14 protein-coding genes are annotated in these 14,475 nt (G+C 69.8%); 7 read left to right on the top strand and 7 right to left on the bottom strand.

Annotation, left to right across the window (positions count from 1 at the left end; all coding sequences use genetic code 11):
- Positions 1-141: 141 nt before the first annotated feature.
- Positions 142-300: a hypothetical protein gene (locus tag AC069I_RS20650; protein ID WP_007028942.1), complete on the top strand. Its 159-nt coding sequence runs from the start codon at positions 142-144 to the stop codon at positions 298-300.
- Positions 301-307: 7 nt separating this feature from the next.
- Here the strand turns inward: AC069I_RS20650 and AC069I_RS20655 are convergent, their stop codons facing one another.
- Positions 308-607, bottom strand: a complete 300-nt coding sequence (locus AC069I_RS20655) for a YciI family protein (RefSeq protein ID WP_478226277.1) — start codon at positions 605-607, stop codon at positions 308-310.
- A gap of 333 nt (positions 608-940) precedes the next feature.
- Between AC069I_RS20655 and trpS the strand changes: the two genes are divergently transcribed.
- A complete protein-coding gene (gene trpS, locus AC069I_RS20660; protein WP_478226276.1) occupies positions 941-1,906 on the top strand; it encodes a tryptophan--tRNA ligase in 966 nt (321 codons plus the stop codon).
- A 350-nt stretch (positions 1,907-2,256) separates the two neighbouring features.
- On the opposite strand, the gene AC069I_RS20665 is transcribed toward trpS, so the two are convergent.
- From AC069I_RS20665 to AC069I_RS20675, 3 genes are all read right to left on the bottom strand, one after another.
- Positions 2,257-2,646 (bottom strand): (deoxy)nucleoside triphosphate pyrophosphohydrolase, encoded by a 390-nt coding sequence (locus AC069I_RS20665; protein WP_478226275.1) that lies wholly within the window; start codon positions 2,644-2,646, stop codon positions 2,257-2,259.
- Between the two features lie 150 nt (positions 2,647-2,796).
- Positions 2,797-4,134 (bottom strand): ATP-binding protein, encoded by a 1,338-nt coding sequence (locus AC069I_RS20670; protein WP_478226274.1) that lies wholly within the window; start codon positions 4,132-4,134, stop codon positions 2,797-2,799.
- On the bottom strand, positions 4,131-4,859 hold the full coding sequence (locus AC069I_RS20675; protein WP_478226273.1) for a response regulator transcription factor: 729 nt from the start codon (positions 4,857-4,859) through the stop codon (positions 4,131-4,133). The genes AC069I_RS20670 and AC069I_RS20675 overlap by 4 nt, the downstream gene beginning before the upstream one ends.
- Before the next feature lie 145 nt (positions 4,860-5,004).
- On the opposite strand from AC069I_RS20675, the gene AC069I_RS20680 reads away from it, so the two are divergent.
- The 5 genes from AC069I_RS20680 (at position 5,005) to AC069I_RS20700 (ending at position 10,745) form a co-directional block, all read left to right on the top strand.
- Positions 5,005-6,090 (top strand): LolA family protein, encoded by a 1,086-nt coding sequence (locus tag AC069I_RS20680; RefSeq protein WP_478235179.1) that lies wholly within the window; start codon positions 5,005-5,007, stop codon positions 6,088-6,090.
- Positions 6,087-7,082, top strand: coding sequence for an ABC transporter ATP-binding protein (locus AC069I_RS20685; protein ID WP_034305294.1), 996 nt, complete (start codon positions 6,087-6,089; stop codon positions 7,080-7,082). Before AC069I_RS20680 ends, AC069I_RS20685 begins: the two co-directional genes overlap by 4 nt.
- Positions 7,079-7,948 (top strand): ABC transporter permease, encoded by an 870-nt coding sequence (locus AC069I_RS20690; protein ID WP_478226271.1) that lies wholly within the window; start codon positions 7,079-7,081, stop codon positions 7,946-7,948. The genes AC069I_RS20685 and AC069I_RS20690 overlap by 4 nt, the downstream gene beginning before the upstream one ends.
- A 148-nt stretch (positions 7,949-8,096) precedes the next feature.
- Complete coding sequence (locus tag AC069I_RS20695) at positions 8,097-9,668, top strand: alanine/glycine:cation symporter family protein (protein ID WP_478266197.1); 1,572 nt, start codon at positions 8,097-8,099, stop codon at positions 9,666-9,668.
- A 177-nt stretch (positions 9,669-9,845) separates the two neighbouring features.
- Complete coding sequence (locus tag AC069I_RS20700) at positions 9,846-10,745, top strand: universal stress protein (protein WP_478226269.1); 900 nt, start codon at positions 9,846-9,848, stop codon at positions 10,743-10,745.
- Here AC069I_RS20700 and AC069I_RS20705 read toward each other — a convergent pair.
- Genes AC069I_RS20705 through AC069I_RS20715 form a run of 3 tightly spaced genes read right to left on the bottom strand, consistent with a single transcriptional unit; the run spans position 10,707 to position 14,433 of the window.
- Positions 10,707-11,756: an ABC transporter ATP-binding protein gene (locus AC069I_RS20705; RefSeq protein WP_478235175.1), complete on the bottom strand. Its 1,050-nt coding sequence runs from the start codon at positions 11,754-11,756 to the stop codon at positions 10,707-10,709. The genes AC069I_RS20700 and AC069I_RS20705 overlap by 39 nt on opposite strands.
- Entirely contained in the window at positions 11,756-13,405 is a 1,650-nt protein-coding gene (locus tag AC069I_RS20710; RefSeq protein WP_478235174.1) for an ABC transporter permease, read from the bottom strand. Before AC069I_RS20710 ends, AC069I_RS20705 begins: the two co-directional genes overlap by 1 nt.
- On the bottom strand, positions 13,381-14,433 hold the full coding sequence (locus AC069I_RS20715) for a thiamine ABC transporter substrate-binding protein (protein WP_478266198.1): 1,053 nt from the start codon (positions 14,431-14,433) through the stop codon (positions 13,381-13,383). The genes AC069I_RS20710 and AC069I_RS20715 overlap by 25 nt, the downstream gene beginning before the upstream one ends.
- Positions 14,434-14,475 lie beyond the last annotated feature (42 nt).

Here is a 14,475-nt window from a genome sequence, read left to right on the forward strand (position 1 = left end):
AGACACGCCCGGCCGACTTTGGCCATACGCGGACCACACCAGGATACCTGTAGCCCGACTGTGAGCAGCCCCACGCCCCCAGATCGGTTAGGCTCACCTAACGTGTAGAGGTCGCCGACGCCGGTCGGAGAAGGAGCGCGAGTGGGCAAGAAACTACCCGATGACCCGCACAAGCTCGTGCGCAAATGGATGAAGTCCGGCAAGGTCAAGAAGAAATGCTGCCGGTCGAAGTCGAGGTGCGGCAAATGCCCCGTCCTCGCCCTGAAAAAGGCGAAGACGAAGATCGCGAAGGCCGCTTAGAAGATCGTCAATGCACCACCGCCTCGTTGATCGCCCGCAGCTCCGGCGCGGTCCTGGTCGGCGAGAACTCGATCACCTCGTAGGCGGCCATGTGCTTGATCGAGAAGGGGTCGGTCGCGAGGATCGCGTCCAGCTTTCCCCTGGCCATGGGCTTGGTGATGATCACGCCACCGATGCGCGGGTTGCGCCTGCCGGAGGCGAGGAAATTACCGTTCTCGTACTGTTTGGTCAGCCAGTCGGCGTGGTCCGGGAGCACGTAGTCGATTTCTTCGATGGGCGCGGTGTAGGTCAGCAGGACGACAAACATGAGTCGAAGGTAGACCCGCATCGCCAATATGACGGGTGTACTGCCTCGGCCGATATGAAGTGTTGACGCTACGTGCCCGTAATGAGTGAAATCACCCGCGTTTCGTCCTCTGGATGCGGTGGTTCGACGTCGAACCACCGCATCCAGAGGACGAAACGCGGGCCGCTCTGTAGGATGAGCCACATGCGCGCGCAGAACGCCCAGTGGTGGCCGCCCTCCGGCGGCCCCGAAGTCCTGCGCTGAACCAGACGAGCGCACCACCAGGCCGCCCCACCGGGCGGCCTTTTTCGTGCCCGGACCCGGGGCGGCCCGAATCCGGAAGGAAGAAGGCAGATGATCAGGTTGTCCGGGATCACCCCGTCCGGCCACGTCCACGTCGGGAACCACCTGGGGGCCGTCCGGCGCTGGGCGGACGAGGGCGGGCCGGACGACCTGTACTTCGTCTCCGACCTGCACGCCATGACCAACTCGCACAATCCGGCGAAGCTGCGTTCGATGGCCTCCGAACAGCTGGCCGTGCTGATCGCGGCCGGGATCGAGCCGGATCGCGTGTTCGTGCAGTCCGACATCGCCCGCGAGCTGGGCGCCCTCAACTGGGTCCTGGAGTGCACCTGCAACTACGGCGAGGCCGCCAGGATGATCCAGTTCAAGGAGAAGTCGAAGGGCCGGGCCGGAGTGCGGCTGTCCCTGCTGACCTATCCGGTGCTGATGGCGGCGGACATCCTGCTGCAGGGCGCGGACGAGGTCCCGGTCGGCGAGGACCAGCGGCAGCACGTCGAGCTGGCGCGAACGCTGGCGAAGCGGTTCAACTCCACCTACGGCGACGTGTTCACCATGCCGAAGGCGGCGCTGCCGCCCGCCGGCGCGCGGGTCATGGACCTCGCCGAGCCGACGCGGAAGATGTCGAAGTCGACGAAGGAAGAGGCGGGGGTGATCTTCGTCCTCGACGAGCCCGACCAGGTCCGCCGGAAGGTCAAGCGCGCGAAGACCGACGGCGGGTCGACACCGGCCTACGCGCCGGAAACCCGGCCGGGGATGGCGAATCTGCTGGACATCCTCGCGGCGTGCGTCAAGGAGAAGCCCGAGGACCTCGCCGACCGGTTCGACTCCTACGGCCAGGTCAAGGAGGCCGTCGCCGAGGCACTCATCGAGGAGTTGCGGCCGGTCCGGGAGCGCGCGCTGGCACTGCTGGCGGACCCGGGTGAGCTGGAGCGGGTGCGCAAGGCGGGTGCCGTCCGGGCGGCGGAACGGGGCGAGCACCGGCTCCAGTCCGCGCTGCGGCTCATCGGCGCCGGCTGAAGGTCCGCGAAGGCCTCCTTGAGGGACTCCGGGTCCCGGCGAAGTCGTCTATCCGCTGGTCGAGAGAGCGGTGGAGGACTCGTCACAACGGCCTGACACCTTCTCGACTGTCCACAGGGGACACCTTCGGGATGGCCGTACCCGATTCGGGCGTTTTGCGAAGGACTGTCGTGAGTGATAAAGAGGGTTAGAACCGTCCTTACCACTCACGACCCTCCGCAAAACGTATATATAGGCATCAAACGGATATTCACCTGTCATCTGGCGTCCTTTGTGGACATCGCCCGGCACCGGCAGGCGTTTATGCGACTCTGCCGGGCCCCTGACCTTGGCGGCGGGGAAGGAGGCCTTCACGGACTTGCGAGCAGGGCGTGCAGGGCGGGCAGAAGGATCCGGTCGGCGGGCAGCCAGTCGAGGTCGTCGAGGTCGTGCGCGGAGATCCACCGGACGTCCTTGTGCTCAACCGCCCGCGGCTCGACCCCCGCGCTGACCAGCGAAGCGGCGTAGATCCGCAGCACCTTCCCCTTCGGCAGCGGCACGTCGTCCCCGACCCGGCCCGCGACCGTCACGGCGACGTCCAGCTCTTCCAGGCATTCCCGGGCCAAGGCGGCTTCGTCGCTTTCGCCGTCCTCGACCCGTCCGCCCGGCAGTTCCCATTGCCCGGCGTGGTCGGCGGGCCAAGCCCGCTGCTGCGCCAGCAGCTGTCCGTTCCGCACGATGGCGGCACCCACGATCACCACGCGCTTACCCTACGACCGCACGTGCCCGAACCCGGATCACGCGTGCTTGAACCCGGATCTCGCGTGCTTGAAGCCGGAAGACAGGTGTTCCGCCTCCAAGCACGTGTGTTCGGCCTTCAAGCACGCGTGTTCCGTGCCTGGGCACGCGAATCACGCCGAGGCGCCAGGCCGCGCCGCCTGCCAGACGACCTGGAAACGCGCCCCGCCATCGGGTGACTCACCGACGCGGACGCGGCCCCCTCGGCGGCGGACGGCCTCCGCGACCATCGCCAGCCCCAGCCCGGTGCCGCCGGACGACCGGGCCCGCGAATCGGACACGCGGTAGAACCGGTCGAACACCCGCTCCCGGTGTTCGGGCGCGATCCCCGGCCCGTCGTCGTCGACCACCACCCGCACGGTGGACCGCGCCGCCAGCACCGACACCACGATCTGGCCCCGCGCGTACCGGCAGGCGTTGCGCAGCAGGTTGCTCAGCACCAGCTCGACCTCGGCGTGCGTGGCCAGCGCCCACGCGGTCCCGACCGTGCCGCTCACCCGGATCTCCGGCGCGCCGGCGGGCATCCGCGCGACCGCGGCCCGCACCTCGCTCACCAGCTCGACGGGTTCCGCGGGCGGGACCTCCCCCGCGTCCGACCTCGCCAGCGCCAGCAGCCCGTCGAGCAGCGCGGAGAGCCGTTCCGCCTCCTCCAGGATGTCGGCGAGTGTCTCCTGCGAGAGGTCGGGATCGGGATTGGTGACCGCGACCTCGGCCTGCACGCGGATCGACGCGACCGGCGACCGGAGCTCGTGCGCGGCGTCCCCGGTGAACCGGCGAAGCCGCTCGGCGCCTTCCTCCTGCCTGGCCAGCAACGCGTTGAACTCCTCCGCCAGCGCGCGGAGTTCGTCGTGCGAATCCGGGAGCGGCAGCCGCGCGCCGGGCGGGAGCACCCGCACCGACCCGCGCATCCGCGCCACCGGCCGCAGCGCGAACCGCACCAGCAGCCACGTCGCGATCCCCGCACCCACCGCGCCGACGGACGCGACCACGAACAGCCACAGCCCGCCGGAGTGCACAGCGGTCCCGAAGCCGACCAAGCCCGCACCCGCGACGACGAGCCGTTGCTGCCCGTCGGGGGCGGTGACCACGGTGCCCGCCCACCGCCAGCTGTGCTCACCGCCGGTCGTGACGGGTTCGCCCGCCTTCAGCGCGCGGACGTCGGAAGGGCCGAGGTTCGCGGGCGGGAGGCCGTCCACCGGGCCGCCGCCGGTGTCGAGGACGCGGACGGTGACCGCCGATCCCGACGGCGCCCGTCCCGCGGCGACGTCGGCCTTCGCGGTTTCCAGCTGGGCGCTCAGCTCGTCGTCGACCGAGCCGATCAGCAGTGGCTGGAGATTGTCCCCCGCGACCGCCGCCAGCCCGAGCAGGAAACCGAGCGTGACCGTGGCCGTGAGCAGGGTGATCCGGACCTCCAGCGATCGGCGGCGCCACCAAGACGGCGAGCCGATCACCCCTGTCCCGCCGGGGCGATCACTTCGTCGAGCTGCGGGTCCGACGCCAGGTAACCGTGCCCGCGCACGGTCCGGACCAGCGCGCCCGCGCCGACCGCGTCGAGTTTGCGGCGCACGTAACCGACGTAGACCTCGACGACGTTCCGGGTCGCGGCCTGCTCGTCACCCCAGACGGCGCGCAGCAGCTCGTCCTTGGTGACGACCGTTCCCGCCCGGCCGGCCAGTACCTCCAGCAGCGCGAACTCACGGGGGCTGAACGCCACCTCGACGCCGTCGTAGCGGACCTGCCGCAGGCTCCGGTCGACTTCGAGCGCGCCGATGCGCAGCGGCCCGCGGATGGCCTCCGGCGAGGCCCGCCGCAGCACCGCGCGCACCTGTGCGACCAGGACGACGAACGAGAACGGTTTCACGAGGTAGCCGTCGGCACCGAGGTCGAGGCCGTCCGCCTGGTCGACCTCGCCGTCTTTCGCCGAAATCATCAGTACCGGTGTGGTGACACCGAGGGCGCGCAGGCGTTCGAGCACGCGGTAGCCGGAAAGGCCGGGGAGCATGATGTCGAGCAGGACGACGTCGAAGGACCCCGTCTGCGCGAGCCGCAGACCGCTGGGGCCGTCGGCCGCCGTGACCACGTCCATGTCCTCGGCGCGCAGCCCCCGCTGCAACGCCTTGCGCACGCCGGGCTCGTCGTCGACCACCAGTACTCGAGGTTTCACGTCCCTCATCATTCACGCTTCGACCAGCTCACGCGCGACCTCTCAGCGCCATCTCAGCTCCGGCGGCGGAGTCTGAGTGGTGTCTCAGCGTTTCCGGGGAAGCGTTGTCGCCAAGACCCGAGCACACTCCGGGTTCGGGGAAACAGGGAGAGACAGCATGGATCCGAAGAGGAAGGCCATCACCGCGGCGGTGGTGGGGACGGCTCTCGGCGTCGGCGGGCTCGTCGTCGTCGCGATGCCGGCCACCGCGGGCGACGCGCCCGTCTTGCCGCAGGTCAGCGCCGAAGAGCTGGTGCAGTCGACGCTCAACGCGAAGCCGTCGGCGTTCGACGGGAAGGTCAAGGTCAGCAACGACCTCGGCCTGCCGCAGGTCGGCAGCACCCTGCCCGGTGTATCGGCGCTTAACATCGACTCGGCGCAGGTTTCGACCGACGGCACGGGCAAGAGCAAGATCTCGCTCACCGAGGGTTCCAGCCAGCAGACCATCGTCCGGAACGGCCAGACCGTCTGGGAGTACGACTCCAAGGACAACTCGGCCACCAAGGTGACCATCCCGGCCGATCTGGCCAAGGAGCACCAGGACAAGGCCCAGACCGTCGACCCGGCCTCGGTCGCCTCGGAACTGCTCGCCAAGGTGCGCGAGAGCAGCACGATCGCCGTCGACGGGACGGCCTCGGTGGCGAACCGGGCCGCGTACGAACTGGTGCTGACCCCGAAGCCGACCGAGCGGACGCTCCTGCGCGAGATCCGCGTCGCGATCGACGACCAGACCCGGCTGCCGCTGCGGGTCACGGTGCTGGCCAACGGCACGTCCGCCCCGGCGTTCGAGGCTTCGTTCAGCGAGATCAACTTCGCGGCCCAGCCCGCGTCGAACTTCGAGTTCACCCCGCCCAAGGGCGCGAAGGTGACCGAGAAGACCGCCGAGGTCGACCCGAAGAACCGTGAGCTGGCCGAGCAGGCGAAGTCCGAGATCAAGGTCGTCGGCGACGGCTGGGACACCGCGATCACCGGCAAGATCCCGGCCGACGCGCTGGCGAAGGCCGGCGAGGCCAAGGACGAGCAGGGCCGCCAGGTCGACCCGAAGGCGCTGCTTTCGCGGTTCGCCAAGCCGGTCAGCGGTGCCTGGGGCAGCGGCTGGCTGGTGACCACCAAGGTCGGCACCGGCGTACTGACCGACGACGGCCGCTACGCCGTCGGCGCGGTGCCGGAGCAGGTCCTCTTCGAGGCCTTGGCCGCGAAGTGACAACCACGTTCGAAGCCGGAGCGGACGCTTCCCAGGAGGCGTCCGCTCCGGCGGTACCCATGGCGGCCCGCACCAGGGGCCTGCGCAAGGTCTACGGCCGCACGGTGGCCGTGGACCACGTCGATCTCGACGTCCCCGAAGGCGCCGTGCTGGGGATGCTCGGCCCCAACGGTTCGGGCAAGACGACGACCATCCGGATGCTGCTCGGTCTCGTGCGGCCGACCGAGGGCGAGGTCGAACTCTTCGGCAAACGGATGCCCGACGAGGCGGCGCACGCGTTGCCCGACGTCGGCGCGCTGGTCGAGGGGCCGGGTTTCCACCCTTTTCTCTCCGGGCGGGAGAACCTGCTGCGCGTGGCCGCGGCCGAACCGCGGCTGGCCTCGGCGGGAATCCCCGGAGCGGTCGACGCGGCGCTTGAGCGCGTCGGCCTGACCGGCGCCGCCACCCGGCGCTACAAGGGCTATTCGCTGGGGATGAAGCAGCGGATGGGGCTGGCGAGCGCGCTGCTCGTGCCAAGGCGGATGGTCGTGCTCGACGAGCCGACGAACGGCCTCGACCCGGCGGGCACCAGGGAGATCCGCCGGATCATCGGCGAACTGCACGCCGACGGCGTCACCGTGCTGGTGTCGTCGCATCTGCTGGCGGAGGTCGAGGCGACCTGCACGCACGTCGCGGTGCTCCAGTCCGGGAACGTGATCGCCCAGGGCGAGCTCTCGGAACTGCTGGAGTCGGGGAACGCGGCGCTGCTGGTGCGGACGCCGGACGCCGAACTAGCGGTGGAGACGTTGCGGGAGAACAGGATCGGCAGCAGGCTCACGCCGGACGGCGTCCGCGTCGACCTGACCGCCGCCGAAGCCCCCGACGTGCTGCGTCATCTGGTGACGGCCGGAGTGGCCGTGCACGAGGCGGCGAGGGCGCGGACCGGACTCGAAGACCTGTTCGCCCGGCTGACCCAGCCGGAGTCCACTGTAGACGGTGAGGGGGAGTCGTGACCCACGCTCTGGCCGCGGCACCCGCGGCACGGACCGGGCAGGACACTGTCGGCCTGCTCCGGCTGTATCGCGCCGAACTGCGCTGGATCTTCCGGCGGCCCCGCACGCTCGCCGTACTGGGCCTGCTCGCGTTGATCCCGGTGATCATCGGGGTCGCGCTGACGTTCGTCGACGCTTCGGAAACGAGCGGCGGACGGGATGGCGCGCTGCTCGCTTCCGCGGTCAACAACGGCTTCATCCTGCCGGTCGCGGCACTGACCATGACACTGGGGTTGCTGCTCCCCCTCGCTTCGGCGATGGCCGGGGCGGACGCGATCGCCGGCGAGGCGGCCCACGGGACGCTGCGCGGCTGGCTGATCGCGCCGGTCGGCCGGGGCAGGCTGCTCGCGATCAAGGCGTTCGGCGTCGCGACGGTTTCGACGATCGCCGTACTGGCCATGACGTTCACCGGATTCGTCACCGGCCTGCTCATCAGCGGCACCGACTCGATGTTCACCCTCACCGGCTCGACGCTGAGCGTCTGGGACGCGCTGGGCCGCGTCCTGCTCGTGGCCGCGTGGGTGGTCCTGCAACTGTGGGCGGTCGGCGCGGTCGCGCTCGCGATCTCGGCGTTCACCGAACATCCGATGCTGGTCGTCGCCTCGGTGCTGGCCGGGACGATCGTGTTCACCATCCTCGGTTTCCTGGACGCGGTGTCGTGGCTGCATCCGTTCCTGCTCAACGAGAACTGGTCGCAGGCGCCCGCATCGGTGTTGATGGACCCGGTGGACACCGCGTTGCTCGGCGAAGGGGCACTGCGCGCTGCCTGCTACATCGCCATCGGGCTCTCGATCGCCTACGCGCGACTGACCACCCGGGACGGCTGAAGGATCCACGACCTCCGCGCTCAGTTGAGCGCGGAGGTCGAGCGGACACCGGGCCAACCTTAAGGGAACCCTGTCAGCAGGTAACGAACCACAGACTAATCGGCCACACCCTTGTGCACTCGGTCCGGTTTGTGTCGACTTGTCCCCCATGTTCCAGACAACGTGGTCCCTGCCACATCCCCAGTCCGCATCCGACCAGGTGCTCGCCGCGGAAAGTGGCATGCTGTCGGGGATCGAGAACACGATCAACAGCGTGTTCAAACCGATCTCCGACGCAGTGTCCGGCTTCGTGTTCGCCGAGGTCACCGTCTTCGGCGTCACCTTCCCCTGGATCGTCGCCTGGCTGGTCGTCGCCGCGGCCGCCTTCACCGTCTACTTCGGCTTCGTCCAGTTCCGGGCCTTCGGCCTCGCCACCCAGATCGCCCGCGGCCAGTTCACCCGCCCGGACGAGCCCGGCGAGATCTCCCACTTCCAGGCCCTCAGCTCGGCCCTGTCCGGCACGGTCGGCCTCGGCAATATCGCCGGTGTCGGCGTCGCGGTCACCATCGGCGGAGCCGGTGCCACCTTCTGGATGATCATCTGCGGTCTCCTGGGCATGTGCACCAAGTTCGTCGAGTGCACGCTCGGGGTGAAATACCGCGAGGTGCACGCCGACGGGACCGTTTCCGGCGGCCCGATGCACTACCTGCGCCGAGGTATCGCCGAACGCTTCCCCACCAAGGGCGGACGCACTCTCGGCAAGATCCTCGCGGCGGGCGCGGCGGTGATGATCCTGTTCTTCGGCATCGCCGGCGGCAACATGTTCCAGGCCAACCAGAGCTTCGCTCAGCTGCGCAACGTCACCGGCGGTGACGAAGGCTTCCTCGGCGGCGACGGCGCGGCCCTGATCTTCGGGATAGCACTCGCCGTCTTCGTCGGCCTCGTGATCGCCGGCGGTATCAAGTCCATCGGCGCGGTGACCAGCAAGCTCGTGCCCACCATGGGCATCGTCTACGTGGTCGCCTGCCTGGTCGTCATCGGCGCCAACATCACCTCGGTGCCCGCCGCCTTCGGCGAGATCATCAGCGGCGCGTTCGCTCCCGAAGGTGTGGCCGGTGGCGCCATCGGCGCGCTGATCGTGGGTTTCCAGCGTGCGGCGTTCTCCAACGAGGCCGGTCTGGGCTCCGCCCCCATCGCGCACTCCGCCGTCCGGACCAAGCACCCGATCACCGAAGGTTACGTGGCTCTGCTCGAGCCGTTCGTCGACACCGTGATCGTGTGCACCATGACCGCGCTGACGGTGATCATCGCCAAAACCCAGTTCTGGACCGACGCCAAGGCCACCGTGGCCGCGGGCGGCCCCACCCCGGACGGGGTGACGGTCACCTCCGAATCGTTCGCCAGCGCGCTGCCTTGGTTCCCCTACGTGCTCACCGTGGCCGTGGTGCTCTTCGCCGTGTCCACCATCATCACGTGGGGTTACTACGGACAGAAGGCCTGGACCTACCTGTTCGGCAAGAGCGTGCTCAGTGAGCGGCTCTATCACGTGGTGTTCTGCCTGTTCGTGGTGGTGGGGTCGGTGCTCACCCTCGGCAGTGTCCTGGACTTCGCCGACGCCGTCCTGTTCCTGCTCGCGCTGTTCAACATCATCGGGCTCTACCTGCTCGCCCCGGTCGTCAAACGGGAAATGACCAACTACCGCCAGCGCCGCCGTGAGGGAGAGGTCGTCCGCGTCAAGTGACCCGCGGGTGCGTGAGGCCTTGTCCGGCCTCACGCACCGCGAAGCGGCACCAGGTTTCGGCGCCCGCCACTCCGGGTATTTGGTCCCGACGACCCGAGCCGTCCGGATCTGCCGCCGACGCCGCGCGAAGGCACATAGTCGTGTTGACGCACTGTCCGAGGTAAGGAGCGAATCGTCGTGAACGAGCAAGCGGACAGGCCCGTGGTCGCCGGGGTCGACGGAAACGCGTCCTCGCTACTGGCCGTCCGCTGGGCGGCGGCGGAAGCGCGTCGCCGAGGGGCCGGACTCCGGCTGGTACTCGCGTTCGACAAGGACTCCCTGGAGTATCCACAACCCTTGCCGACGCGCGAAGAGCTCGCGGAAATGGCGGAGATGCGAGGACACCGCCTGCTCCGCGAGGCCGAAGACGTGGCACGGAAGGTGGAACCTTCCCTGAAGGTCGCTCTGGACCTGCGTCACGAGAAGCCGGCGCAGGCGTTGCTGGCGATGTCGGAGGACGCCGGCCTGCTGGTGCTCGGCCCGGAACAGATCCGTCCGCTGGGCAGGCTGCTGGTCGGCTCGGTGTCGATCGCCCTCGCGGCGCACGCGAAGTGCCCGGTCGCGGTGGTGCGCTCTCACGTAGCCGAGGACGACCCGCCCACGGAAGGCCAGGTCGTGGTCGGTGTCGACGGCTCGCACACCGGCGATGCCGCGCTGGCGCTCGCCTTCGAACAGGCTTCAAGGCGCGACGCGCCGCTGGTCGCGGTCCACACCTGGGACGACGTCCTCCCGTCGGCACTGTTCGACGAAACAGAGTGGACGTACAACGCCAGCGACATCGAGGAGCGCGAGAGCGAAGTGCTGGCCGAGCGGCTCGCCGGCTGGCAAGGCCGGTATCCGGACGTCTCGGTCGAGCGCGTCGTCACCCGAGGGAAGCCGGCTGAAGTGTTGCTCGGATACGCCGACCGTGCCCAGCTCCTCGTGGTCGGTACCCGTGGCCGGGGCGGATTCGCCGGGATGCTGCTCGGGTCGACCAGCCAGCAGGTGCTTTCGTACGCGCTATGCCCGGTCATCGTCGCCCGTTCCCCCGAGCGTTAGCGGGAGCCGGGCGACGCCGTCCGGGTCCAGCGCGAGGCACACGGTGTCACCGGGGCGCAGATCGGCGGCGACCGGCGCGACCGCGTCCACAGTGGACAGATCCCCGCCGGGAGCTACCACGAGCCGCACGTGCTCCCGCCGGTGCACCACCGCTACGACCTCGCCCTCGACACCTTCCGGGGCGACCCGCAGACCGTGCGGCCTCAGGCCCAGCCGCACCGCGCCGTCCTCGACGTCGGGCAGCGTGACCTCGCCGAGCACGGTCCGCACCGTCCCGCCCGACGCCTCGCCGTCGACGAAGGTGGTCACCCCGAGGAAACGCGCCACGTCCTCGTCCACCGGCTGCCGCCAGACGCGGCGTACCGCGCCCTCCTGCCGGATCTCACCGTCGTCGAGCACGGCGACCCGGTCGGCGAGCGTGAACGCCTCCTCCTGATCGTGCGTGACCAGCAGCGCGGTGATCTTGCTGCGCCGTAACAGGGCCGCGAGGTCGATCGCCAGCTGTTCGCGCAGCCCGGCGTCCAAACCGGACAGTGGTTCGTCCAGCAGCAGCAACCGCGGTTCCGGCGCGAGCGCGCGGGCCAGCGCCACCCGCTGCGCCTGCCCGCCGGACAGCTCGGTCACCCTCCGCCGCTCGTAACCGGCCAGGCCGACCAGATCGAGCAGCGCCCGGATCCGTCCGGCGTGCTCGGCGCGGGGGACGTCGTGCATCCGCAGCCCGAACGCGATGTTGGCGGCGACGTCCTTGTGCGGGAACAGCTGCCCGTCCTGGAACACCAGCCCGAACCCCCGCCGGTGCACCGGGACACCGGAGAGGTCCTCGCCGTCCCACCGCACGGTGCCCGACGTCAGCGGCTCCAGGCCGGTGATCGCCCGCAGCAGCGTCGACTTCCCCGAACCGGACGGGCCGAGCAACGCCAGCACCTCGCCGTCGGCGATGTCCAGCCCGGCGTCCTTCACCGCCGCGAAGGATCCATAGTGGACGGTCAGATCCCGTACCGACAGCGACACTAGAACTCCCCTACCGAATTCTGCCCACGGACCGCGCCGAACCGGTCGATCAGCACCACCGCCACCACGGTCACGATCATGAGCAGCGCGCAGGCCGCGTAGGCCATCTGGTTGTTCAGCTCCCCCGGCCGCGAGATCAGCGTCGCGACGGCGACCGGCAACGTCGGCGCGTCCGGCCTGGCCAGGAAGCTCGTCGCGCCGAACTCGCCGAGCGCGACCACGTAACCGAATCCGGCCGCCGCGACCAGCGAACGCGCCGTCAGCGGGAGATCGATCTCCCGCCACACCCGGCCGGGGCTCGCGCCGAGCGTCGACGCGGCCTGCCGCAGCCGGACGTCGACCGACCGCAGCACCGGCAGCACCATCCGCACGATCAGCGGGATGATCACCAGCGCCTGCGCGAGCGGCACCAGCAGCGGAGACGTCCGCAAGTCGCCGGGGAGCGCGTCGAGCGTGACGAGATAGCCGAAACCGACGGTCACCGCGGACACACCCAGCGGCAGCATCAGCGCGGCGTCCATCGTCTCGCCCATGCCCCTGGCCAGCCTGCCCGGCGTGCGGCGCAACGCCACCAGCACGACAGAGGCCAGCACACCGACGATCATCGCGAGCGTCGTCGCGTCGAACGCCGTCCGCAGCGACATCGACGCCGCGTCCCAGCCGGAAACCTGAAGGGCGCCTCGGGAGCCGTGCCCGGCGAGCGCTTCGTACCCGGCGAGGCTCCAGCCGTCCGAAGTGGACACTGACTCGACCAGCAACGCCACGATCGGCGTCATCAGGAGCGCGACCACCGCGAGCCCGGCGGACACCGCCCACCACTCGCCACCCCTCGGTCGCCGCGCGGTCTCGCTCCGCGAACGCAGCCGGACCGCGTTCTCCCGGCGCCGCCTCGCCAGCGTGCCGACGACCAGCGCGGCGACGACGGCGGCGAACTGCACCAGCGACAACGCGGCCGCGCCGGAGAGGTCGAGCAGTTCGACCGTGCGCAGGTAGATCTCGGTCTCCAGGGTGCGGTACTTCGCCCCGCCGAGGATGAGCACGACACCGAAACTGGTGGCACAGAACAGGAACACCACCGCGGCCGAAGACGCGACGGCCGGGGCGAGCGCGGGCAGCGTCACCGAGCGGAAGGCACGCCACGGCGACGCGCCGAGTGCCCGCGCCGCGTCCACGGTGCGCGGATCGAGATGGCTCCACAGCCCGGAAACCGTGCGTGCGACGACGGCGACGTTGAAGAAGGCGTTCGCCAGCACCAGGGGCAGCAGGCCGCCGTCGGGCCAGAGGGCGCGGAACGCCAGGCCGACCACGACGGTCGGCAGCACGAACGGCACCAGCACGAGCGTCCGGACCAGCGAAACCCCCGGCAGCCGCACCCGCGCGAGCAGGAACGCGACCGGCAGGCCCGCCAGCACCGCCACGATCGTCGAAACCCCGGCACTGGCGACGGTGAATCCGGCGAGCTTCCAGGTCAGCGGGTCACCGATGGCCGTGCCGACCCCGCCGGAGCCGAATCCGCGCGCGACGATCGCCGCGACCGGCCAGGCGAAGAACACCACGAGGAAGCCGAGCGGCAGCACGGCGAGTGCGGCCAGCCCGGCTCCCCGGGAAGTCAGCCTGGAAGTACTCAGCCCTCTAGAAGAGTGCGCCACTGGGCGATCCACTGCTCGCGCCCGGCCTGGATCTTGGCCGGTTCGAGCGTCTTCGGCTGCTGCGGCTGCGGCGCGGCCTGTGCCCAGCCCTGCGGGAGCTCGACGCCCTGACGGGCCGGGTACACGTACATGTTGCTCGCCACCGTCACCTGGAACTGCTGGGACAGCAGGAAGTCCACGACCTTGCGGGCCTTTTCGACCTGCTTGCCGCCCTTCAGCACCCCCGCGTACTCGACCTGGCGGTAGCAGGTGTCCAGCAGTGCCTTCGTGCGCGGCTTGCCGTCGTCACCGATCTCGGCGGCGGGCGAAGAGGCGTAGGAGACGACGATCGGGCGCGGACCCTTGCCCGAGGAACCGGAGAATTCCTTTTGGTAGGCCTCTTCCCAGCCGCTGACCGTCTTGAGCCCGTTGGCCTTCAGCTGTGTCCAGTACCCCTGCCAGCCCTCCTCGCCGAACTGGGCGACGGTGCCGAGCAGGAACGCCAGGCCGGGCGACGACGTCGCGGGGCTCTCGGTGACCATCAGGTCCTTGTACTTGGCGTCGGCCAGGTCCGCGAACGACTTCGGCTCCGGGATCCCCTTGTCCGCGAAGTACCGGGTGTCGATGTTGACGCAGACGTCGCCGAGGTCGACCGCGGAGAGCCGGTGCTCGGGGTCGACGGAGTAGCGCTGCGGGCCTCGATCGGCCTCCGGGCTGGTGTACTGCTCGAAAACGCCCTCGGTGAGCGCGCGCGAGGCGAACGTCGAGTCGATGCCGTACGCGACGTCCCCGATCGGGTTCGCCTTGGTCAGCACCAGTTTGTTGGTCAGCGCGCCCGCGTCCCCCTGTTTGAGCACGGAGATCTTGATCCCGGACTGCCGCTCGAACGCGTCGAGGACCTCCTGCGGGGCGAGCCACGAGTCGTGTGTCACGAGCGTGACCGTCGCCGGCGCCTGCGGGTCGTTCCCCGTGTTCCCGGAGAGCGAGCAGCCCGCGACGAGGGCGGCCACCGTGCCTGCCGCAACGACCGTGCGGAGGGCGCGTTTCATCTAGCCTCCTGCGTTCTTCAAGGGGGGACCCGTGGCAAACGT

The sequence above is a fragment of the Amycolatopsis sp. NPDC043885 genome (genome assembly GCF_056435685.1).

Coding starts and splice junctions, on each gene's coding strand:
- AC069I_RS20680 (WP_478235179.1), top strand. CDS start 5,005: ATGGATCCGAAGAGGAAGGCCATCACCGCGGCGGTGGTGGGGACGGCT.
- AC069I_RS20675 (WP_478226273.1), bottom strand. CDS start 4,859: ATGATGAGGGACGTGAAACCTCGAGTACTGGTGGTCGACGACGAGCCC.
- trpS (WP_478226276.1), top strand. CDS start 941: ATGATCAGGTTGTCCGGGATCACCCCGTCCGGCCACGTCCACGTCGGG.
- AC069I_RS20695 (WP_478266197.1), top strand. CDS start 8,097: ATGTTCCAGACAACGTGGTCCCTGCCACATCCCCAGTCCGCATCCGAC.
- AC069I_RS20655 (WP_478226277.1), bottom strand. CDS start 607: ATGTTTGTCGTCCTGCTGACCTACACCGCGCCCATCGAAGAAATCGAC.
- AC069I_RS20715 (WP_478266198.1), bottom strand. CDS start 14,433: ATGAAACGCGCCCTCCGCACGGTCGTTGCGGCAGGCACGGTGGCCGCC.